This is a genomic window from Streptomyces flavusporus (assembly GCF_046267975.1).
In the GTDB taxonomy this organism is placed as follows: domain Bacteria; phylum Actinomycetota; class Actinomycetes; order Streptomycetales; family Streptomycetaceae; genus Streptomyces; species Streptomyces flavusporus.
The window spans coordinates 2,573,522-2,591,789 of the sequence record NZ_CP176503.1 but is presented as its reverse complement, the minus strand read 5'-3'; the positions used below and the strand labels follow the sequence as shown (position 1 = coordinate 2,591,789).

Annotated in this window: 17 protein-coding genes and 1 pseudogene; 4 read left to right on the top strand and 14 right to left on the bottom strand. The window is 69.7% G+C overall.

Annotated features, from left to right (window positions below; translation table 11 throughout):
• Window positions 1–124: 124 nt before the first annotated feature.
• Complete coding sequence (locus ACKTSN_RS12370) at window positions 125–1,639, top strand: FAD-binding oxidoreductase (RefSeq protein WP_409469172.1); 1,515 nt, start codon at window positions 125–127, stop codon at window positions 1,637–1,639.
• Between the two features lie 55 nt (window positions 1,640–1,694).
• On the opposite strand, the gene ACKTSN_RS12365 is transcribed toward ACKTSN_RS12370, so the two are convergent.
• The 6 genes and pseudogenes from ACKTSN_RS12365 to ACKTSN_RS12340 all read right to left on the bottom strand — a co-directional run bounded on the left by ACKTSN_RS12365 (window position 1,695) and on the right by ACKTSN_RS12340 (window position 7,015).
• The gene (locus ACKTSN_RS12365) at window positions 1,695–2,156 is read right to left on the bottom strand and encodes an SRPBCC family protein (protein WP_409474809.1); all 462 of its coding nucleotides are present in this window, start codon (window positions 2,154–2,156) and stop codon (window positions 1,695–1,697) included.
• Between the two features lie 87 nt (window positions 2,157–2,243).
• A pseudogene (locus ACKTSN_RS12360) lies at window positions 2,244–2,402 on the bottom strand (acyl carrier protein); the annotation flags it as partial.
• A gap of 52 nt (window positions 2,403–2,454) precedes the next feature.
• The gene (locus ACKTSN_RS12355) at window positions 2,455–3,675 is read right to left on the bottom strand and encodes a ketosynthase chain-length factor (protein ID WP_409469171.1); all 1,221 of its coding nucleotides are present in this window, start codon (window positions 3,673–3,675) and stop codon (window positions 2,455–2,457) included.
• 4 nt (window positions 3,676–3,679) lie between these two features.
• On the bottom strand, window positions 3,680–4,954 hold the full coding sequence (locus ACKTSN_RS12350; protein WP_409469170.1) for a beta-ketoacyl-[acyl-carrier-protein] synthase family protein: 1,275 nt from the start codon (window positions 4,952–4,954) through the stop codon (window positions 3,680–3,682).
• Window positions 4,951–5,394, bottom strand: coding sequence for a cupin domain-containing protein (locus ACKTSN_RS12345; RefSeq protein ID WP_224736392.1), 444 nt, complete (start codon window positions 5,392–5,394; stop codon window positions 4,951–4,953). The genes ACKTSN_RS12350 and ACKTSN_RS12345 overlap by 4 nt, the downstream gene beginning before the upstream one ends.
• A 31-nt stretch (window positions 5,395–5,425) precedes the next feature.
• Window positions 5,426–7,015: an acyl-CoA carboxylase subunit beta gene (locus ACKTSN_RS12340; protein WP_409474808.1), complete on the bottom strand. Its 1,590-nt coding sequence runs from the start codon at window positions 7,013–7,015 to the stop codon at window positions 5,426–5,428.
• Between the two features lie 236 nt (window positions 7,016–7,251).
• Between ACKTSN_RS12340 and ACKTSN_RS12335 the strand changes: the two genes are divergently transcribed.
• The 3 genes from ACKTSN_RS12335 to ACKTSN_RS12325 all read left to right on the top strand — a co-directional run bounded on the left by ACKTSN_RS12335 (window position 7,252) and on the right by ACKTSN_RS12325 (window position 10,002).
• Window positions 7,252–7,842 carry a cupin domain-containing protein gene (locus ACKTSN_RS12335; RefSeq protein ID WP_409469169.1) on the top strand — a complete coding sequence of 197 codons (591 nt, stop codon included), beginning with the start codon at window positions 7,252–7,254 and terminating at the stop codon, window positions 7,840–7,842.
• A gap of 3 nt (window positions 7,843–7,845) precedes the next feature.
• Entirely contained in the window at window positions 7,846–9,141 is a 1,296-nt protein-coding gene (locus tag ACKTSN_RS12330; RefSeq protein ID WP_409469168.1) for a cation:proton antiporter, read from the top strand.
• 78 nt (window positions 9,142–9,219) lie between these two features.
• Window positions 9,220–10,002 carry an SDR family NAD(P)-dependent oxidoreductase gene (locus ACKTSN_RS12325; RefSeq protein WP_409469167.1) on the top strand — a complete coding sequence of 261 codons (783 nt, stop codon included), beginning with the start codon at window positions 9,220–9,222 and terminating at the stop codon, window positions 10,000–10,002.
• Between the two features lie 64 nt (window positions 10,003–10,066).
• Here the strand turns inward: ACKTSN_RS12325 and ACKTSN_RS12320 are convergent, their stop codons facing one another.
• The 8 genes from ACKTSN_RS12320 to ACKTSN_RS12285 form a co-directional block, all read right to left on the bottom strand.
• Complete coding sequence (locus tag ACKTSN_RS12320; RefSeq protein ID WP_409469166.1) at window positions 10,067–10,738, bottom strand: helix-turn-helix transcriptional regulator; 672 nt, start codon at window positions 10,736–10,738, stop codon at window positions 10,067–10,069.
• A 142-nt stretch (window positions 10,739–10,880) separates the two neighbouring features.
• Entirely contained in the window at window positions 10,881–11,987 is a 1,107-nt protein-coding gene (locus ACKTSN_RS12315; RefSeq protein WP_409469165.1) for an LLM class flavin-dependent oxidoreductase, read from the bottom strand.
• 230 nt (window positions 11,988–12,217) lie between these two features.
• Window positions 12,218–12,910 carry a hemerythrin domain-containing protein gene (locus ACKTSN_RS12310; RefSeq protein ID WP_409469164.1) on the bottom strand — a complete coding sequence of 231 codons (693 nt, stop codon included), beginning with the start codon at window positions 12,908–12,910 and terminating at the stop codon, window positions 12,218–12,220.
• A gap of 92 nt (window positions 12,911–13,002) precedes the next feature.
• Entirely contained in the window at window positions 13,003–14,070 is a 1,068-nt protein-coding gene (locus tag ACKTSN_RS12305) for a methyltransferase (protein ID WP_409469163.1), read from the bottom strand.
• 24 nt (window positions 14,071–14,094) lie between these two features.
• Window positions 14,095–14,880: an AfsR/SARP family transcriptional regulator gene (locus ACKTSN_RS12300; protein WP_224736400.1), complete on the bottom strand. Its 786-nt coding sequence runs from the start codon at window positions 14,878–14,880 to the stop codon at window positions 14,095–14,097.
• Between the two features lie 27 nt (window positions 14,881–14,907).
• Window positions 14,908–15,429, bottom strand: coding sequence for a flavin reductase family protein (locus ACKTSN_RS12295; RefSeq protein WP_409474807.1), 522 nt, complete (start codon window positions 15,427–15,429; stop codon window positions 14,908–14,910).
• 283 nt (window positions 15,430–15,712) lie between these two features.
• The gene (locus ACKTSN_RS12290; RefSeq protein WP_409469162.1) at window positions 15,713–16,495 is read right to left on the bottom strand and encodes an SDR family NAD(P)-dependent oxidoreductase; all 783 of its coding nucleotides are present in this window, start codon (window positions 16,493–16,495) and stop codon (window positions 15,713–15,715) included.
• Between the two features lie 33 nt (window positions 16,496–16,528).
• On the bottom strand, window positions 16,529–18,232 hold the full coding sequence (locus ACKTSN_RS12285) for an MFS transporter (RefSeq protein WP_409469161.1): 1,704 nt from the start codon (window positions 18,230–18,232) through the stop codon (window positions 16,529–16,531).
• Between the last annotated feature and the right edge of the window lie 36 nt (window positions 18,233–18,268).

Here is an 18,268-nt window from a genome sequence, read left to right as displayed (position 1 = left end):
AGGTTGCTGGCTAACATTTTTGGGCTATCGTGGCCATGGGCTGCCGCTGTGATCCCCCGCCAGCGGCAGCCCTCTCATGCGATTCGACCTGTCACGAGCCTCACCATGACCAGGAAGGCACGGCATGATCACTCGAAGAGCACTGCTCGGGGCGGCCGGGGCGGGGGCGCTGCCCCTTTCCCTCGGGGCCGCACCGCCCTCGGCCGGGCCGCGGGGCACGGCGGACTGGGACCGGCTGCGGGCCCACCTGAAGGGCCGTCTGGTGCTCCCGGGGGACAGCGCCTATCCGCTGGCCAAGCAGCTCAGCACCGCCGAGTTCGACAGCATCCACCCGCAGGCCGTCGCCTACTGCGCGAGCCCCGCCGACGTGGCGCTGTGCCTGGCCTTCGCCCAGGACGAGGACATCGCGCTCGCCGCCCGCAGCGGCGGTCACAGCGCCGCCGGATACTCCACCACCACCGGCCTCGTCATCGACGTGTCCGGGCTCGCAGGGGTGAGCGTCGGCCCGGACCGCGCGACGCTGGGCGCCGGCACCCAGCTCGTCGACGCGACGAACGCGCTCGCTCCGCACGGCCTTGCCGTGCCCGGCGGGTTCTGCCCCACCGTGGCCCTCGGCGGTTTCCTGCAGGGCGGGGGCACGGGACTGCTCACCCGTTACGCCGGCATCGCCAGCGACACCGTGCGAGCCGCCCGGGTGGTGCTCGCGAACGGACGGCACGTCCGGGTCTCGCCCGACCGCCACGCCGACCTGTACTGGGCGATCCGCGGAGGCGGCGGCGGCAACTTCGGCATCGTGACGTCGTACGAAATCGACCCCCTGCCCGTCACCGAGCTCTCGCGCGCCACCCTGGAGTGGAGCTACGACGCCGCCGTCGACGTGCTCGACGCCTGGGCGCGCTGGATCGTGGACGCCCCGCGCACGGTCGGCGGCTCCGCGGTCGTGGCCCTGCCCGACGCGGCGCCGGGCAACACCCCATTGGTGTCCGTCCTGTTGGGCTCGATGGGCGGACCGGAGGTGCTGGCCGCGGAGGCGGCACGGCTGCTCTCCGCGGTCGGCCGGGCCCCCGCCCGGCAGCAGACCACCACCAAGCCCTACGTCACCGCGATGATGGAGCAGTACGGCTGCGGCGACTACTCCGTGCCGCAGTGCCACCGGACCGGCTCCAACCCCGAGGCACGGCTGCCCCGGGCGGCCTTCGCCACGGAGCGCAGCCGGCTCTTCGACGGGCCGCCGGCCCGCACCATGTGGGAGGACGTGGTCGGACTGTTCGACCAGGTCCGGGTGCCGGGACAGCGGCATCTCCTCCAGGTGGGCGCCCTGGGCGGGGCCGCCAACGACCCGGGCCGCACCGACACCGCCTACGTCCACCGCGACACCCTGTTCAACGTCAGCTGCCTGGGCGTGATCGCCGTGGGCCCCGTGGACGCATCGGCGCGGGCCGCCGCCCGGCAGTGGGCGGACACCGGTTTCGGCGTCCTGGACCCGCACGCCAACGGCGAGACGTACCAGAACTTCATCGACCCGCGGCTGGAGAACTGGCGCTCCGCGTACTACGCGGAGAACTACGCCCGCCTCGTCGAGGTCAAGCGCAGGTACGACCCGTACCGGCTGTTCCGCTTCCCGCAGAGCATCGGCTGAGCCAGGACGAGCGGCCCACCGGAGCCGGGGGCCGCTTCTCCTGTGTGCGGGAGTGTCACGCGGCGAGGCGGGCGCGCTCCTCCACCCGGCGGCGGATCAGCGCCAGTTGCAGCGAGGAGTTGGTGCTGATGCGGGCCGTCATGGTCTCGGTGTCGACCGGCGCCTGCGGCTTCATGGCGAAGTCCTGGACCCAGCGCATCTCGACACCCCCCTCGACCTTGCGGTACGTCCAGACGATGTCCATGAACTCGAACGGGCCGGTCTCGACCCGGCGGGCGCGCACCGTGCCCGTCTCCGGGTCCAGGGTCCGCTCCGACACCCAGCTCCACACCGTTCCGTTCTCGTCGGGGTGCATGCTGAGCCGGAAGGTCACGGAGTTCTCGGCGGTCTGCAGGATCTCGGCCTTCGCGTACTCGCTGAACAGCTCGGGCCAGGCGGCGACATCGTTCGTCTGCCGCCACACCTCCTCGTAGGGGGCGTCGATGACGATGCTCTGCTCGGTGTGGCCCGCCGTCAGCAGGCCGGCGTCGACCAGCCGCCGGTTCAGGGCGAACAGCAGCGCGGTGGCGCTCTTGCTGTGGTCGGCGCCGCTGTCCGGCTCCAGGCCGTAGCGCTGCTCCAGCTCGGCGACGACGCCGAGCACGCCGAGCGAGTCGACGCCGAGGGAGTCGAAGGACACCGTCTCGTCGAGGAGTTGGTCGGCGGTGAGGCCCGCACCCGAGGCACGGTTGATCAGTTCGGCGTACTCGTCAAGGGAGATCACGGTGACGGTCACGGTGGGGTGTGCCTTTCTGTGAGTTCATGAGTCGGAGGTCCTACACGGACCGGATGACGACGGCCGCGTTGAAGCCCTCGAAGCCGCGCGCCAGCACCAGCGCGGTGCGCACGGTCGCCTGACGCGTCTCGCGTACGACGTCCAGGTCGATGCCGGGGGCGAGCTCGCCCAGGCTCGGGGTGCCGGGGACGACGGAGTCCCGGATGGACAGCAGCGCCATCGCCACGTCCAGCGGTGCCCCGCCCGCATGCAGGCGTCCCACGAGGCACTTGGGCACCGTCACCGGCACCCCGCGGGCACCGAAGACCGCGCTGATCGCCTCGGCCTCGGCCCGGTCGGCCTCGGGCACTCCGAGCCCGTCGGCGAAGACCACGTCGACCTCGGACGGGTCGACCCGGGCATCGGCCAGCGCTCGCACGATCGCCCGCCGCAGTCCGCGCTCGCGGCCCGAACCGGGACGCGGGTCGAAGGTGGCGGCGTAGCCGGCGAGCACTCCGTAGCCCGGACCGGCGTCGCGGGCGCGTACGGTGTCCTCTGCCTCGAGGATGAAGATCGCCCCGCCCTCGCCCGCGACGTATCCGTCCGCCCCCGCGTCGAAGGGCCGGTAGGCCCCGACCGGGTCCCGCCTTTCCGTCAGCAGCCGGGACGTGGCGTGACAGGCCAGCGCGTAGGGGCCGAGCGGGGCGTCCGTGCCGCCGCTGACCACCGTCGTCGCGTCGTCGACCAGCGCCCGACGGGCCTGGCCCAGCGCGTCGAGACCGCCGGCCTGCTCGCCCACCAGCACCCCGCAGGCGCCCTTCATGCCGTGCCGGATGGAGATCTGGCCGGTGGTCGCCGCGTAGAACCAGGCGATGGACTGGTACGGCCCGACATAGCGCGCGCCCTTGTCCCACAGTTTCTGGATCTCGCGCTGACCGAACTCGTTTCCGCCCGACGAGGTCGCCGTGATCACCGACATGTCGTACTCGTCGAGGGCCGCCGGATCGATCTCCGCGTCCTCGAGCGCGCGTGCCGCGGCGACCAGGCCGAGCTGCGTCCACCGGTCGGTCTGCACCATGAGCCGGCCGTCGATGCTGTCGCGCGGCGCGAAGTCGGCGACCTGGCCGGCCAGATGGACCGGATATCCGGAGGCGTCGAAGGAACTGATCGGCCCGATGCCGCTGACACCGTTGAGGGTCGCGTCCCAGAACTCCTTGGTGGTGGAACCGTTCGGGGCGATCGCTGACACACCACTGAACACGGTGCGACGGTTCTTGGTCATTCCGTCACTTCCTGCTTGCCAGGCCGGGCCGGGCCAGCAGCATCGCCGACTGGAAGCCGCCGAAACCGCTGCCCACGCTCAGCACGATGTCGTTGACGTTCTTGCGCGCGGCCAGCGGCACGTAGTCGAGGTCCAGAGCCGGGTCCTGGTGCTGCAGGTTGGCCGTGGGCGGGACCGTGTCGGTCTCGATCGCCAGCGCGCAGGCAGCGACCTCCAGGGCGCCGATGGCGCCGAGCGAGTGACCGATCATCGACTTGATGGAACTGACGGGAACCCGGTAGGCCGCCTCGCCCAGGGCCTTCTTCACCGCCGCCGTCTCATGACGGTCGTTCTGCGCCGTGCCGGAGCCGTGGGCGTTGACGTAACTGATCATGTCGGGCGTGACGCCGGCCCGGCGCATGGCGATCTCGATCGCCTCGGCCATGTCGAGCCCGTCCGGCTTGAGCCCGGTCATGTGGTAGGCGTTGCTGCGCTGCGCGAACCCGATGATCTCCGCGTAGCCGTGCGCGCCCCGGCGGGCCGCGTGCTCCCGGCTCTCCAGGACCAGCACCGCGGATCCCTCGCCGAGCACGAAGCCGTCCCGGTCCCGGTCGAAGGGGCGTGAGGAGTGCGCGGCGTCCTCGTTGTTGCGCGAGGTGGCGCCGATGGCGTCGAAACAGGCCACCGTGATCGGGGAGATCGGGGCGTCGGTCGCCCCGGCGATCACGACATCGGCGGCGCCCTCCGAGATGAGCTGCACCCCGTGGCCGACCGCGTCGAGCCCGGAGGTGCAGCCGGTGGAGACCACCGTCGTCGGCCCCTCCGCGCCGGCCGTCCACGCCACCTCCACCGCGAGGGTGCTCGGAATCAGCGCCCGGTAGAGGTGGTCGGTGGCGAACTCGGGCGAAACCTCCCAGTTCTTGCCCGAGTCGCTGACCAGCACGTACTCGTCCTCGAGCCGGGTGGTGCAGCCGACCGCACTGCCGATGCTGACGCCCACCCGCTCCGGGTCGGCCTGCCCGGGCTCCAGACCGGCGTCCGCGAGGGCCTCGCGGGCGGCGACCACGGCGAACTGTGCGCTGCGGTCCATGCGTTCCACCTCGTGCGGCGTCAGCCCCGCCGCGGCGGCGTCGAAGTCGACCTCCGCCGCGATCCGGGACTGGAAGCCGGCGGCGTCGAACAGGGTGATCCCACGCGTCGCGGTCCGGCCGGCGGTCAGCAGATCCCAGTAGGCCGCCCGGCCGACGGCACCCGGGGCCACCACGCCCACCCCGGTGACGACGGCTCCCCAGTCGCTCATCGCGGCTCTCCCGCGGGGGCCAGCTCGGGGAAGGGCAGGTCCTCGGTGTCCACGTGCCCGAGGTCGGGACGCGGGGCCAGCGGGCCCAGGTGGTAGACGAGCTCCGCGGCCTCGGTGCCCTTGTTCTCCAGCCGGTGCCGGACCCCGATCGGGACGAGGATGCCCTCCTGGGGGCCCAGCTCGATGTCCTCGCCGTCGAGCCGCATGACGATCCGTCCGGACAGCAGCAGGACGAACTCCTCCGAGTAGGGGTGGTAGTGCTCGCTGATGTACTCGCCGGGCTCGAGCCGGGCGTGGCCCATGAACCCGCTGGTGGCGCCCACGTTCGCGGGTCCGAGCAGGGTGCGCAGCGTGCCGCCCCGGTGCCGGTTCACGGGCACCTCGCCGAAGGCGACCTTGCGGAAGCTCTTCCGCGCGCTGTCCGTGCTCTCGTTGCTCATGAGACGTGACTCCTCAGGGTGTCGGGTGCGGTCACAGCGGCGAGTTGCCGTGCTTGCGCTCGGGAAGGGTGACCCGCTTGGAGCGGAGCATCTGCAGTCCGGTGTGGATGGCCGACCTGGTCTCGCGCGGGTCGATGACGTCGTCGACGAGGCCGCGCTCCGCTCCGTAGTACGGGTGCATCAGGGTGCGCTGGTACTCCTCGATCAGCCGACGCCGGGTGTCCTGCTCGTCGTCGGCGTTCTGGATGGCCCGTCGGTGGATCACGTTGGTCGCCGCCTCGGCGCCCATCACGGCCACCTCGTTGGAAGGCCAGGCGAGGGAGAGGTCGGTGCCGATGGACCGGGAGTCCATGACGATGTAGGCCCCTCCGTACGCCTTGCGCATCAGCACCTGGATGCGGGGCACCGTCGCCTCGCAGTACGCGTACAGGAGCTTGGCCCCGTTGCGGATGATGCCGTTGCGTTCCTGGTCGACACCCGGCAGGAAGCCCGGGACGTCCACCAGCGTCACCAGCGGGATGTTGAAGGAGTCGCAGAACCTGATGAACCGGGCCGCCTTCTGCGAGGCCTCGATGTCCAGGACGCCGGCGAGGACCATGGGCTGGTTGGCCACCATGCCGACGACCTCGCCGCCGATCCGGGCGAGACCGATGACGACGTTCCCGGCCCAGGCCTGCTGCAACTCCAGGAAGTCGCCGTGGTCGACGATCTCCTCGATCACCTGACGTACGTCGTAGGGCTGGTTGGGGGAGTTGGGGACGATGTCGAGCAGACGGTCACAGGAGCGGTCGACCGGGTCGGCCGGGGCTTGTGCGGGCGGGAACTCCCGGTTGTTCGAGGGCAGGTACGACAGCAGCCAGCGCAGCGTCTCGAACGCGTCGTCCTCGTCGTCGTGGACGAACGTCGCCTGCCCGGACTCGGCGTGCACGTCCGCGCCGCCGAGCCCCTCCAGGCCGATCTCCTCCCCGGTGACCGCCTTGATCACGTCGGGCCCGGTGACGTACATGCTCGCCGTCCTGCGCACCATCAGCACGAAGTCGGTGAGTGCCGGTGAGTAGGCCGCGCCGCCGGCGCACGGTCCGAGCATCACGCTGATCTGCGGGATCACCCCCGACGCCGCGACATTGCGGCGGAAGATGCCGCCGTACCCCGCGAGGGCCATCACGCCCTCCTGGATGCGGGCGCCGGCACCGTCGTTGAGTCCGATCAACGGAGCGCCCGCACTCTGCGCCAGATCCATCACCTTGTGGATCTTCGCGGCGTGGGCCTCGCCGAGTGAGCCACCGAAGATCCCGAAGTCGTGCGCGTACACGAAGACCTTGCGGCCGTCGACCGTGCCCCAGCCGGTCAGCACACCGTCCGTGTAGGGGCGTTTGGCGTCCATCCCGAAGTCGGTGGCCCGATGCCGGCGCAGCATCTCCAGCTCGGTGAAGGAACCCGGGTCGAGCAGCCGCTCGATCCGCTCCCGCGCCGTCAACTTGCCCAGCCGGTGCTGCCGCTGGGCCGACTCCTCGTTCAGGCCCTCCACCACGCGCTGCTTGATGACGGCGAGTTCGGTGGTCCGGTCGATGAGCCCCTCGGCGGGCAGTCCGGCCGGGGCATCGAGTTCCTTCTCCCGCACCTCCGTCACAGCAGTGCCATGCCGTTGATCGTCCGACACGCCACTCACGCTCCCTCCAGCAGACGCGCTTCACGTGGCCGGCCCGATCGACCGGCACCCGTCGGAGTCTGCTGCGGCGAAAAAAAGTTCCTATTAGTCCGCCGCAAAGCCGAGGGACTTCGACGCCGCTTATTCGGCGCTTTATCGGGGCCGCCGATACTCGTGGCAGCCGAATGACCGGAAGGAAAGGGCGGACAATGACTGCGACGCGCGGACGCGTAGTCCACCTGGACGGCGTCAAGCCCATCAAATGGGCTGGTGAGACGGGGCGTTGGCTGCTCCGTGGAGAGGATACCGGTGGTCTGTATTCCTTCTTCGAGGTGACGACACCGCCCGGGGGCGGACCGCCGTTGCACATTCACGAGGACGTCGACGAGTCCTTCTACGTCATCGACGGGGAATACGAGATCGAGCTCGACGGAGAAAAGCACAAGGCGCCGGCCGGCAGCCTGGTGTACGGGCCCCGCGGGGTGGGGCACGCCTTCGTCAACACCTGGCACAGGCCGAGCAAGATGCTGTGCATCGCCACCCCGGGTGGCGTCGAGAACTGGTTCGAGGAACTGGGCCGGCTGATCGACGGTCAGGGCCCGCCGGACTGGGAGAAGATGCAGGCGCTCGCCACCAAGCACCACATCGTCGGGTTCCGTCCCAAGCGCGGTCCGCTCGCGGCGGGCGGCGGCCGGCCGGGCGGTCCGGGCGGTCCGGGCGGTCCGGGCGGTCCGGGCGGTCCTCCCGAGGGTGGACGTCCGGGCGGTGCTCCCGGTGGTGCACCCCTGGGACGGGGCTGAGCCATGGCTGGGAACTCGGCCGACCTCGTTGTGGAGACGGTCGCGGGCGTCGCCGTCATCCTGACCGCGGGCTCGCTGCTCGTTCCGTTGCTGCGGCGCGTGAAGCAGCCACCCGTGATCGCCGAGATCCTCGCGGGGATTCTGCTGGGTCCCAGCCTCCTGGGCCTCCTACCAGGAGACCTGCCCGGGCTTCTGTTCCCGGAGGAGGCTCGCTTCGGACTGTCGAGCATCGCGCAGGTGGGCATCCTGCTCTTCATGTTCCTGGTCGGCTGGGAAGTCGACCTGAGGCAGATACGGGCCCGGCGGAACACGGTGCTCAGCATTTCCCTGTCGGCGATCGTGGTGTCCTTCGGCGCGGGCGCCGCCCTGGCGGCCTGGCTCCACTCCCGCCACGACAGCGTGGACGGCCACCATGTGGGACAGCTGTCCTTCGTCCTCTTCATCGGCACCGCGATGTCCATCACGGCCTTCCCGGTGCTTGCGCGGATCATCCTCGAACACCGGCTCCAGCACACCCGCGTGGGAATCCTCGCGCTGGCGAGTGCGGCGGTGGACGACGTGCTCGCCTGGTGCATCCTCGCGTTCGTCTCGGTCGTGGCGGCTTCCTCGGGCTCCGGCCAGGTGGTCACGGTCGTCGTCGGCTCGCTGGTCTACCTCGCCGTGCTCGCGGTCGTGGTACGTCCGCTGTTGCGCCGTCTGATCGACCGGATGACCCGCAACGACGTCGTCTCACCGCGGCTGCTGCCGATCATCGCGGCAGGTGTCTTCGTCTCCGGATACGCCACGCACGAGATCGGACTGGACGCGATCTTCGGTGCGTTCGCCTTCGGCCTGGCCATGCCACGTGGCTCGATGAAACTGCTCAAGTCCCAGGTGGGCGTTCCGTTCGAGCAGGTCACCACGCTGCTGCTGCCCGTCTTCTTCATCACCACCGGGCTCGCGGTCGACGTCACCGGACTCGGCGGGACCGGGCTGCTGGAGCTGCTCGCCATCGTGGCCGTCGCCTGCTTCGGAAAACTGGCCGGTGGTACCGGCGCGGCACGCCTCTCGGGGATGGGCTGGCGGGAGTCCTGGTCCATCGGCGTCCTGATGAACACCCGCGGACTGACCGAGCTGATCATCCTGAACGCCGGTGTCCGGATGGGCGTCCTCGACAACCAGATGTTCACGATGATGGTGCTGATGGCGCTCGTGACCACAGCTCTGGCAGGCCCGCTCGTCCCGCGCAAGTCCTACGCGCGCAGCGACGGCGACGCAGAACTGCCGCTCGCGGAGGAAGCCCTTCCGGGGGCCAAGTAGACCAAGTGGGCTGCGCCCTCCGCCGGCCCTGCCACCGCCCCGTTCCCGTACCCCCGTCCGGCCAGAGGGAGACCGACGATGTCCTACCCGTACAAAAGCGCCTTCATCACCGGTGCGTCGAGCGGCATCGGCGCCGAGTTCGCCGAGCAACTGGCCCGCCGCGGCGCCGATCTGACGCTCGTCGCCCGGCGTGAGACCAGGCTCAAGCAGCTCGCCTCCAGACTCTCCGAGCAGTACGGGGTGTCGGCCGAGGTGCTCGCGCTCGACCTGGGCGACGAGAGCGACCTGGAGATCGCGGCCGGGCGGGTGAGCGAACCGGGCCGGGCGGTCGACCTGCTGGTCAACTGCGCCGGCTACGGATCCACCGGCTACTTCCGGGATCTGCCGCGGGAGCGCGAGACCCACCAGATCCGGGTCAACCTGCTGGCTCCGGTGGTCCTCAGCCACGCGGTCCTGGGACGGATGAGCGAGCGTCGGCACGGCGGAATCCTCAACGTCTCGTCCATCGTCGCGGCGCTGCCGATGCCGAAGTCCGCGGTCTACGGGGCGTCCAAGGCGTTCCTCGGCTCCTTCAGCGAGAGCCTGCACCTGGAGGCGCGCAGCAGCGGCGTGCACGTCACCACCGTACGGACGGGTCTGGTGCGCACGGAGTTCCACGAGGCCGCAGGTATCGACACCGCCGGGCTGCCCAAGCTGGCCTGGATGACTCCCGAGCAGATCGTGGAGCCGTCGCTGCGGGCCGTCGCCAAGGGCAAGGCCTTCGTCACGCCCGGCGCGATGAACCGTTCGCAGCCGTTCTTCCTCGGCGCCCTGCCGCGCCCTGTGTTGCAGGCGATGGTGCGCCGTATGTACCGAGTGTGAACCGGCGCTCCACACGACCGGGCCCCGGCCGCGTTCGCGCGGCCGGGGCCCGGTCGTGTCGTGCTCAGGCGCGTCGGTGAGCCGGCGCCGCGGGCTCCTCCTCCCCGCCGTTCAGGACGGTGTCGTTCATGTCCACGAGACCCAGCTCATGGGCGAAGATGACCAGGCAGAGCCGACTGCGCAGGCCGAGTTTGCGCATCAGGCGCTGGACGTGGGAGCGCACGGTGTTGCTGCTCACCCACAGCCGGGCCGCGATCTCGGCGTTGTTGCGGCCGGTGCCGACCAGGGTGAGGACCTCACGCTCCCGGCGGGACAGACCGCCCAGCGCGGACTGGGTGTCGTTGTTCAGTGTCCATTCGAACGCCAGTCGGCCCTCGCTCAGCCGCTCGTCCTCGATGATCTCCTCGGACACGACGATGTACCGGTTAGAGACCAGCACGGCGGCGTCGGCCAGTTCGCGGTCCGACGCGGAGCTGAGGATCAGCCCGTAGGCACCGAACCACATCACGCCGGCCAGTTCCTCGAACGGTTCCTCCACCACGAGCAGCGTCGGTGCGAACACCCCCGCGAGGTTGGACGCGACCCGGCGGGTCAGATTCAGACTCTCCCGGTCTGCCGCCAGCACGGCCACGTCGGCGGCTTGGAACTCCCCTCGGCCATGAGGCAGGACGCTGAACCCGTCGAGGGCCGCGAAGCGCAGCTCCAGAGCGGTTCTCCGGGACGCGTCATGACTCATGACTATGACCGCTACCAATGGACTCCCCCTGTCCAGTCGTGAAACGCCGCGGTGGCCAGACACGCGCACACGCAGGCGTACGGTACGACTCCGCACGATGTCATACGAAGGGCTACCGCAAGGTGATGATGCGACGACGCGCTCAACCGCCGACCGGTCGGCGGACGCCCGCCTTCTCCAGCCGCGGGATGACCTCGGAAGTGAAGAACTCCAGTTCGCCCAGGTAGTCGACGAAGGACAGCGCGAGGCCGCCGAGGCCGGCGCGGACGAACGAGACGATCGTTGCGGCGATGTCGTCGGGGGTGCCCACCAACGGCAGTCCGCCGTGGCCGGCGGCGAAGCGGGGCCGGAACATCCGGATCTGCGCCTCGCTGAACGACTGCGGGTTGATGCCCTGACCGCTCATCACCGTGTCGACGCCCTGCCAGTCGGCGTTCTCCTCGGCGTAGTACCGGAGGAACTCTTCCGCCTCGCTCCGGGTGGGCCGACACACCACATACGCGTTGGACATGACCGTCACCCGGCGCCCGCCGTGCTGCGCGGCCGCCCGCTCGACGCCGTCGACCAGGGCGGAGCCCCGCTGCGGGTCGAAGGCCGCCGTCAGCAGGAAGTCGGCGTTACGGGTGGCGAAACCGCGCCCGGCCTCCGACACCGCGGCGTTGATGACCGGCAGCCTGCCGGCCACCGGTCTGGGACTCGTGTGCAGGCCGGTCAGGGCGGGGAAGAACTCGCCGTCGTGGTCGAACGGTTCCTCGCTGCTCCACAGCGTGCGCACCACGTCCCACCACTCCTGGGCGTGGGCGTAGCGCTGCGCCGGGGAGCCTGGCAGGTCGAGGCCGAACGCCTCGTACTCCGCCTGGTACCAACCGGCCACGATGTTGAGTCCCGCACGCCCGTCACCGATCCGGTCGACGGTGGCCAACTGCTTGGCCGCGACGACGGGCGGCAGCAGCGCGCTGTGGACCGTGGCGAACACCGAGATGCGCTCGGTCACCGCCAGCATCCCGCCGGCCCAGGTGATCGTCTCCAGGACGCTGTCGTGGAAGGTGGTGCCGGGCCAGCCGATCCAGCGGCCCACCGGAAGCAGGAAGTCGATCCCCAGCTGGTCGGCGAGGACCGCGAGAGCTCGGTTGTCCGCCCAGTTGCCCGACCAGCGTTCGGGGATCGTGGTGATGGCCAGGCCGGATGACGCGTTGGGTGCGAACAAGCCCAGCTTGAAGCCGTTGTCGGCGAACATGCCGTTCTCCATGGGACAACCCTCCCGTTCGTACGGACCGGTCCCCTCGGGGGCCAGCGCGAACGGGCCGGGACCGTACCGGCGGCGGGGCAGGGTCCGGCCGTGGCACCGTTGTTCCGGACCCTTCCGCTGCGTTCGCGTGACCCGTGAGGTCACGAGTACGGTGGCACATCGCAATTAAGCCGCCATAACACCGCGGCACCGATGCCGCCGGAGCAGGCACGAAGAGCAGGTCGGCCCGCTCAGCCGATCCACGAGTCCCGCGCCTGGTACGCGGGCAACCAGAGGGTTTTCAGAGCCGTGCGCATCGGCATCGGCATGAAGGAGTTGATCCTTCGGACGTTCTCGGGTGTGGCCTCGTCCAGCAGCCAGGGGAAGAATTCGGCCGCTCCGGTGAGCCCGAGGCTCTCGCGCTGGTCGGCGGTGAAGGCCTTCCACTCCTTTTTCGAGAGCGCCTCCTGGACGTACGGGAGACCCTCCTGCTCCTCATGCTCCAGATGCGAGACCAGGCAGTCGCCGAACTCACCGACCGCCTGCTCGAGCGCGGCGGAGTCCGCCTCCGGATCCGCGAACGCGGCGTCCACACGGGCGATCAGCGGGTCGATCCGCTGGTGCTCCGCCTCCAGCTCCGCCAGCGTGGCGAGGGTGTCCGGGCGGTGGGCGAGGCCCTTGGCCATCCGGGGCCACAGGTCCCGGTCCTCGCCCTCGTGGTGGATGTGCAGCTGGGTCTTGAAGATCTCCCAGCCCGTCTCGACGCGCTTGCGCTCGAGCGGCCCGGACTGTGCCCGGCCGGCCGCGGCCTTCTCCAGCCGCCGGATGTCACGGCGGAAGGCGTCATGGCTGACCAGCATGATCGTGAGGTCGACGTAGCTCTTGGAGGTCTTGGCGTTCTGGGCGTTCTGGGCGTTCTGGGCTTTCTTGGCGTTCGTGGCCATGTCCTGTGCACTCCGTTTCCTCATCGGCTGCTCATGGGCGACGGCGGCCGGCCGGATGATCCGGCCGGCCGCCGCCGGGACTTCGGTCGAGGTCAGGCGCGCTTGCGGCCGACCACGGCCGTCGCGTGCGCGGGCAGCCGGAAGACGGACTCGACGTCGAGGCCGGCCTCCTCCATCCAGCTGCGGCACTCGGCCGCCGTGTACTCGTTGCCGGCCGGGGACTGGAGCATCATGGTCAGGCTCATCAGAAGGGTGTCGGCGTCCGTGCGGGCGTCGTCGATCATCGGGTCGTAGACGATGACCGCGCCACCCGCGGGGACCCGCTCGGCGGCCTGGGCGATCAGGCTCTTGCGGGCCTCGACCGGGCAGTCGTGCAGTACGTTGCCGAAGACCACCACGTCGGCGGACGGGATGTCGTTGACGTAGAAGTCGCCTCCGTGGAAGCCGACCCGGTCCGGCACACCGCGCTCCTGCGCCAGTTCCTCGAGGAACGGCTTCATGACAGGGCGGTCGAACACCCCGCCGGTGAGGTGCGGGTGGGCCAGCAGCAGGGTGCACGCCAGGTTGCCGCGGGCGCCGCCGACGTCCACGAAGGACTTGTGCTGCGACCAGTCGTACTGCCGGGCGAGTTCCGGGCCGATCGCGCCGTTGAGGCTGTCCATGGCCGACAGGAACTGCCGCAGCCGCTGCGGGTCACGGAAGATCTGGGCGAACGGCACCTTGTTGGCGTCCTGCCCGTGGGCGTCGCCCGAGCGCAGCATGTCCGCCAGGCTCTCCCAGCCCGCGCCCATGAAGTCCGTGGTCATCTGCAGGAAGCCGCCGACGTAACCCTGCTGACCGGGGATCAGGTGCCGGCCCGCGGCGGGGCTGTTGCGGTAGACGCCCGCCTCGTCACGGGCCAGCACCCCCAGGGCGACCAGGGCGTCGAGGAAGTCGGGCACTCCGCGCTGGTGCAGGCCCAGCCGGCCGGTTATCTGCTCGGCGGTACCGGATTCCTTGCTGAGCGCTTCGAACAGGCCCAGCTCCATCGCGGTCAGCAGGAGCTTGCTGCGCATGAACGACCAGCCGACGAGCATGATGTCGAAGGCGTCGTCGAGGGGCCCGTCGACTCCCCCGGCCGTCGCGCCCGGCTGGTTCGGGGTGCTCGTGTGCGTGCTCATCTCGTTGTCCTTTCGGTTCGCGATTCAGGCGGTCCACATACCGGCGTGCTCCAGCGCCGCCCGGTCCGAGTCCAGAACGATCTGGTGGACCAGACGGAGTTCGTCGCCCGGCTCGATGCCGAGCTCGTCCACGAGACGTCGTCTCATGTTTCGGTAGACCTGCAATGCCTCGCCGCTACGACCCGACAGGAAGAGCGCGATCATGAGCAGCCCGTGCAGGCGTTCGTTGTAGGGATTCCTGGCGATCAGTTCGCGCAGCCGGGCGATGGCCTCGCCGCGGCGCCTGCCCAGGCGCACCTCCAGGGTGATGCGTCCCTCCTCGACCGCCATCCAGGACTCCTCGAGCCGGGACGCGGCGCTCTGCAGGAGCATTCCCTCGCGCAGGCCGGCGAGAGGCGCGCTGCGCCAGAGGTTCGCGGCCGCCGCGAAATGGCGTAATGCGGCCTCCTCGTCGTGCGCTTCCAGAGCTGTTGTGGCGAGTTCGTGATGCCGGTCGAATTCGACGACATCAAGCATTCCCTCATCAATGGAGAGACAGTAGCCGGGCGGTTCGCCGATCAGGCAGATTCGGCCGTTCGCACTGCTGTCGTGCAGCATCTTCCGAAGCTGCGAAATGTAGACCCGCAGTGCCTGCAGTGCGGTCCGAGGAGGGCCCTGCGGCCACAGCTCATCGATGAGGGACTCGATCGAGAGAACTTGGCGGTGATTCACCAGAAGGGTGGCCAGTAGTACGCGCAGTTTATGTGCCCGAGGCGTCAGAATGCGGTCCCCGTCGTGCACCTGCAATTGCCCCAACAGCTTGAATCGCATGATTCAATTACCCCCGTGTTCGGCTGATCACTGGTACGTATTTATTTTGTGCATTGCGCCGGCGAAGAAGGCCAGCGGCTTGCCTTCGCGGCGCAGCAGTCCGATGTCGATCACGCGGCCGATCACGATCACGTGGTCACCACCTGGAACCTCCTGTTCCACTTCGCAGGTCGCATAGGCCAGCGAGTTGGTGAGCACCGGGCTCCCGCCCCGGCCGGGCACCGAGTTGACCTTGAGGAACCGATCGACGCCGGAGGCGAAGAGAGCGGCGATGTCCCGCTGCTCCTCGGACAGGATGTTCACGGTGAACGAGGATCCGACGCCGAGCGCGGCACGGAACGAGGACCTGCTGTGCAGGCAGAAGAGGGCGAGTGGGGGATCGAGGGAGAGCGACGTGAAGGAGTTCACGGTCACTCCGAAGAGCTCCCCGGAGTAGTTTGCGGTGATGACCGTCACGCCGGTCGTGAAGCGCCCGAATATGGCACGCAACTCACGCTGATCGATGATGTTGGCGACGTCTTTATCGCCGTCGGTTGCCTGGCCTACCATCACGCTGTTCCTCCTGTGTTACATCAAGAGGGCGAATTGCACCGGAGCGGCCGGACGGAGTCTGGTCCCCGTGCTGGGGTAGATTTATGCTCGAGGTGCGGTGATTAGGTCTGCGCTTTTCCGTGAGACCGAAACTATCACGATCACGTCGAGGGCATATCCAACCGCGGGATGAATAAGCTGCGGAATGCCGGGGCGCGGCGGGGGTGGACATGGCTGCGGCTCAAGGCATATGCCTTGAGCCGCAGCATGCGTCGGAGGCGGCTGGGCGCCGGCCCGCCGGTCAGAGCATCGCGGTGCCCCCGTCCACCAGGAGGTAGCTGCCGGCGAGGTACGAGGAGCGCTCGGAGGCGAGGAAGAGGATCGACTCCGCGACGTCGGACGGCACACCGTTCCGCTTGACGGCCGTCCGCTCGGCGTTGGCCGTCCGCACGGCCTCCGGCACGCTCGACGACAGGCCGCTGATGATCAGCCCGGGCGCCACCATGTTGACCCGCACTCCGGCCGGCCCCACCTCACGGGCGAGCGTGCGGACCGCGGCCTCCAGTGCCGACTTGGACATGGAGAGCGCCCCGAACCCCTCCGGGGAGCGTCGGGACAATGACGCTCCCACGGCGACCACCGCGCCGCCGTTGCCGCGGTCGACCATGCCCGGCACCAGCGCGTGCACGGGGTTGAGGAAGGCCTTCAGCTGCGCGTCCACCACGTGCAGGGCGTGCTCCGGCGGGGTCTTGAGCATCGGCCCGGGCCGAGCGGTCCGCCCGTCGACCCCGGCCGCGTTGGCGATCAGGATGTCGATCGGCCCCACCTCCTCCGCGGCCCGCGCGACCATGCGGTCCACCTCCTCGGCGACGGTGACGTCAGCCTGCAGCGCCACCGCCGTGCCGCCCTGGGCCCTGATCTCGTCGACCACGGCGCGGGCCGCCTCCTCGTCGGCGCGGTAGTTCACCACCACACCGGCGCCGTGCCGGGCGAGCAACAGCGCGGTGGCGGAGCCGATCCCGCTGCTGCCTCCGGTCACCAGTGCGGCCTTGCCGGTGAAGTCCTCATGTCGAACTGCGTCCATCGGGCGTTCGTTCCCTTCGTGTGTACGGCTGGGTCAGTGCCTGGAGCCCGCCTGCAGTCGGCGGAGCGGGAGGAGAAAGACGAGCAGGAAGACCAGGGCGTAGACCACCAGCTCGTAGCGGAGGCTGGTCTTCATGGAGCCCGCGAAGTGCCGCTGTGCGGTGTCGGTGAGCGTGGTGTTCACCAGGCGGCCCACGGCCGGCTTCCCGGTCCGGCGTGCCTGGTCGGTCAGCGTGGTGCAGCTGGGCGGAGCCTCGGTCCGGTCCCCGGCCTCGGCCCGTGCCGTGAAGCAGTCGACCAGGGAGCGCTCCAGGCTTCGCGCGGTCTGCACCGGTACGGACAGCTGCCTCAACTCGGCCCGGAAGTGGGGCAGTCCGTCATGGACGGCGGCTGAGGCGTTGCCGCTCAGCAGACCGAAGAAGATCGCGCCCAGTACGGCGACCCCGAGCGCGTTGCCGGACTGGCCCACCATGGCCTTCACCCCGGCCGCGGATCCGGCGCTGGGGCCGACCGCCTCGGCCAGCACGACGTCGTTCACCGTGGTCACGATCACGCCGAGGCCCAACCCCACCACGAGCCCGGCGGGTGCCAGCCGCCAGAAGGACAGGTCAGTGGGGTAGGCGCTGAGCGTGGCCATCAGGGCGATCATCCCGAGGATCATCACGGCGGCCCCGAGCTGTACCACCCGCTTGCCCAGCCTGGGCATGAGCGGGATGGCGATCCCGGAGGCGAGACCCGTGCCGAACGCGATGGGCAGGAAGGCCAGTCCGGTTCGGAGCGCTGACCACTGGTACCCCGCCTGCAGTTCCACGGCCAGCACCAGGAAGAAGGCCGAGATTCCCGCGAAGCTCATGAACTGCACGACCAGGCCGGTGCCGAAGGACCCGCCGCGGAACAGCCCCAGGTCGATCACCGGCCATCCGCCGCGCTGTTCGAGTCGGCGCTGGTGCAGCAGGAACAGCAGGACGGCAGGTGCGGAGAGGGCGAGCAGACCCCAGATCCACCACGCCCAGTCGGCGTCCCGCCCCTGGATCAGCGGGAAGACGACCAGGGTTACGGCGAGGGTGCCCAGGACGGTGCCCCACAGGTCCAGCCGGGGGCGCTGCTCGGACCGCCATTCGGTCACCAGCAGTCTCGCCCCGATCGCGGCGAGTACCCCGATGGGCACGTTGATCAGGAAGATCATCCGCCAGCCGGTGCCGAACAGGTCCAGTTCGATCAGCGCCCCGCCGATCAGTGGCCCGGCGATGCCGGCGAGTCCGGTCACGCCGCCCAGCGCACCGAACGCGGCGGCGCGGTACCTGCCGGTGAAGGTGACGTGGACAAGCGCCTGGACCTGCGGGAACATCAGGGCCGCGGCGAGCCCCTGGAGCAGCCGGAACAGCACGATCTGCGGGCCGCTGGAGGCGATGCCGCACAGCAGTGACGCGCCGGTGAACGCCAGCACGCCGTAGACGAAGACGCGTCGACAGCCGTAGATGTCGCCGAGTCGTCCGCCGGCCACCAGGCCCGCGGCGAAGGTCAGTTGATAGCCCGCCAGGATCCACTGCACCTGGGCGTAGCTGGTGTGGAAGGAGCCCTGGATCTCCGGCGATGCCACCGTGACCACGGTGACGTCCAGCAGTTCCATGAAGGCGGCCAGGAGGATGACGGCGAGGCCGAGCCATGCGCGTCGCGACGGTGGTTCGGTCCCGGCCGGGGCTGAGGGGGCAGCGGCTTCGGTACGTAACTCACTCACGTTGGCTCCCGCTGGTTGCCGGTCCGCAAAATAGTT

Excerpts from the sequence above, each read along its gene's own strand:
- ACKTSN_RS12290 (WP_409469162.1), bottom strand. The coding sequence starts at position 16,495 with ATGGACGCAGTTCGACATGAGGACTTCACCGGCAAGGCCGCACTGGTG.
- ACKTSN_RS12330 (WP_409469168.1), top strand. The coding sequence starts at position 7,846 with ATGGCTGGGAACTCGGCCGACCTCGTTGTGGAGACGGTCGCGGGCGTC.
- ACKTSN_RS12350 (WP_409469170.1), bottom strand. The coding sequence starts at position 4,954 with ATGAGCGACTGGGGAGCCGTCGTCACCGGGGTGGGCGTGGTGGCCCCG.
- ACKTSN_RS12335 (WP_409469169.1), top strand. The coding sequence starts at position 7,252 with ATGACTGCGACGCGCGGACGCGTAGTCCACCTGGACGGCGTCAAGCCC.
- ACKTSN_RS12300 (WP_224736400.1), bottom strand. The coding sequence starts at position 14,880 with ATGCGATTCAAGCTGTTGGGGCAATTGCAGGTGCACGACGGGGACCGC.
- ACKTSN_RS12310 (WP_409469164.1), bottom strand. The coding sequence starts at position 12,910 with ATGGCCACGAACGCCAAGAAAGCCCAGAACGCCCAGAACGCCCAGAAC.
- ACKTSN_RS12345 (WP_224736392.1), bottom strand. The coding sequence starts at position 5,394 with ATGAGCAACGAGAGCACGGACAGCGCGCGGAAGAGCTTCCGCAAGGTC.
- ACKTSN_RS12370 (WP_409469172.1), top strand. The coding sequence starts at position 125 with ATGATCACTCGAAGAGCACTGCTCGGGGCGGCCGGGGCGGGGGCGCTG.
- ACKTSN_RS12325 (WP_409469167.1), top strand. The coding sequence starts at position 9,220 with ATGTCCTACCCGTACAAAAGCGCCTTCATCACCGGTGCGTCGAGCGGC.
- ACKTSN_RS12295 (WP_409474807.1), bottom strand. The coding sequence starts at position 15,429 with ATGGTAGGCCAGGCAACCGACGGCGATAAAGACGTCGCCAACATCATC.
- ACKTSN_RS12320 (WP_409469166.1), bottom strand. The coding sequence starts at position 10,738 with ATGAGTCATGACGCGTCCCGGAGAACCGCTCTGGAGCTGCGCTTCGCG.
- ACKTSN_RS12305 (WP_409469163.1), bottom strand. The coding sequence starts at position 14,070 with ATGAGCACGCACACGAGCACCCCGAACCAGCCGGGCGCGACGGCCGGG.
- ACKTSN_RS12315 (WP_409469165.1), bottom strand. The coding sequence starts at position 11,987 with ATGGAGAACGGCATGTTCGCCGACAACGGCTTCAAGCTGGGCTTGTTC.
- ACKTSN_RS12355 (WP_409469171.1), bottom strand. The coding sequence starts at position 3,675 with ATGACCAAGAACCGTCGCACCGTGTTCAGTGGTGTGTCAGCGATCGCC.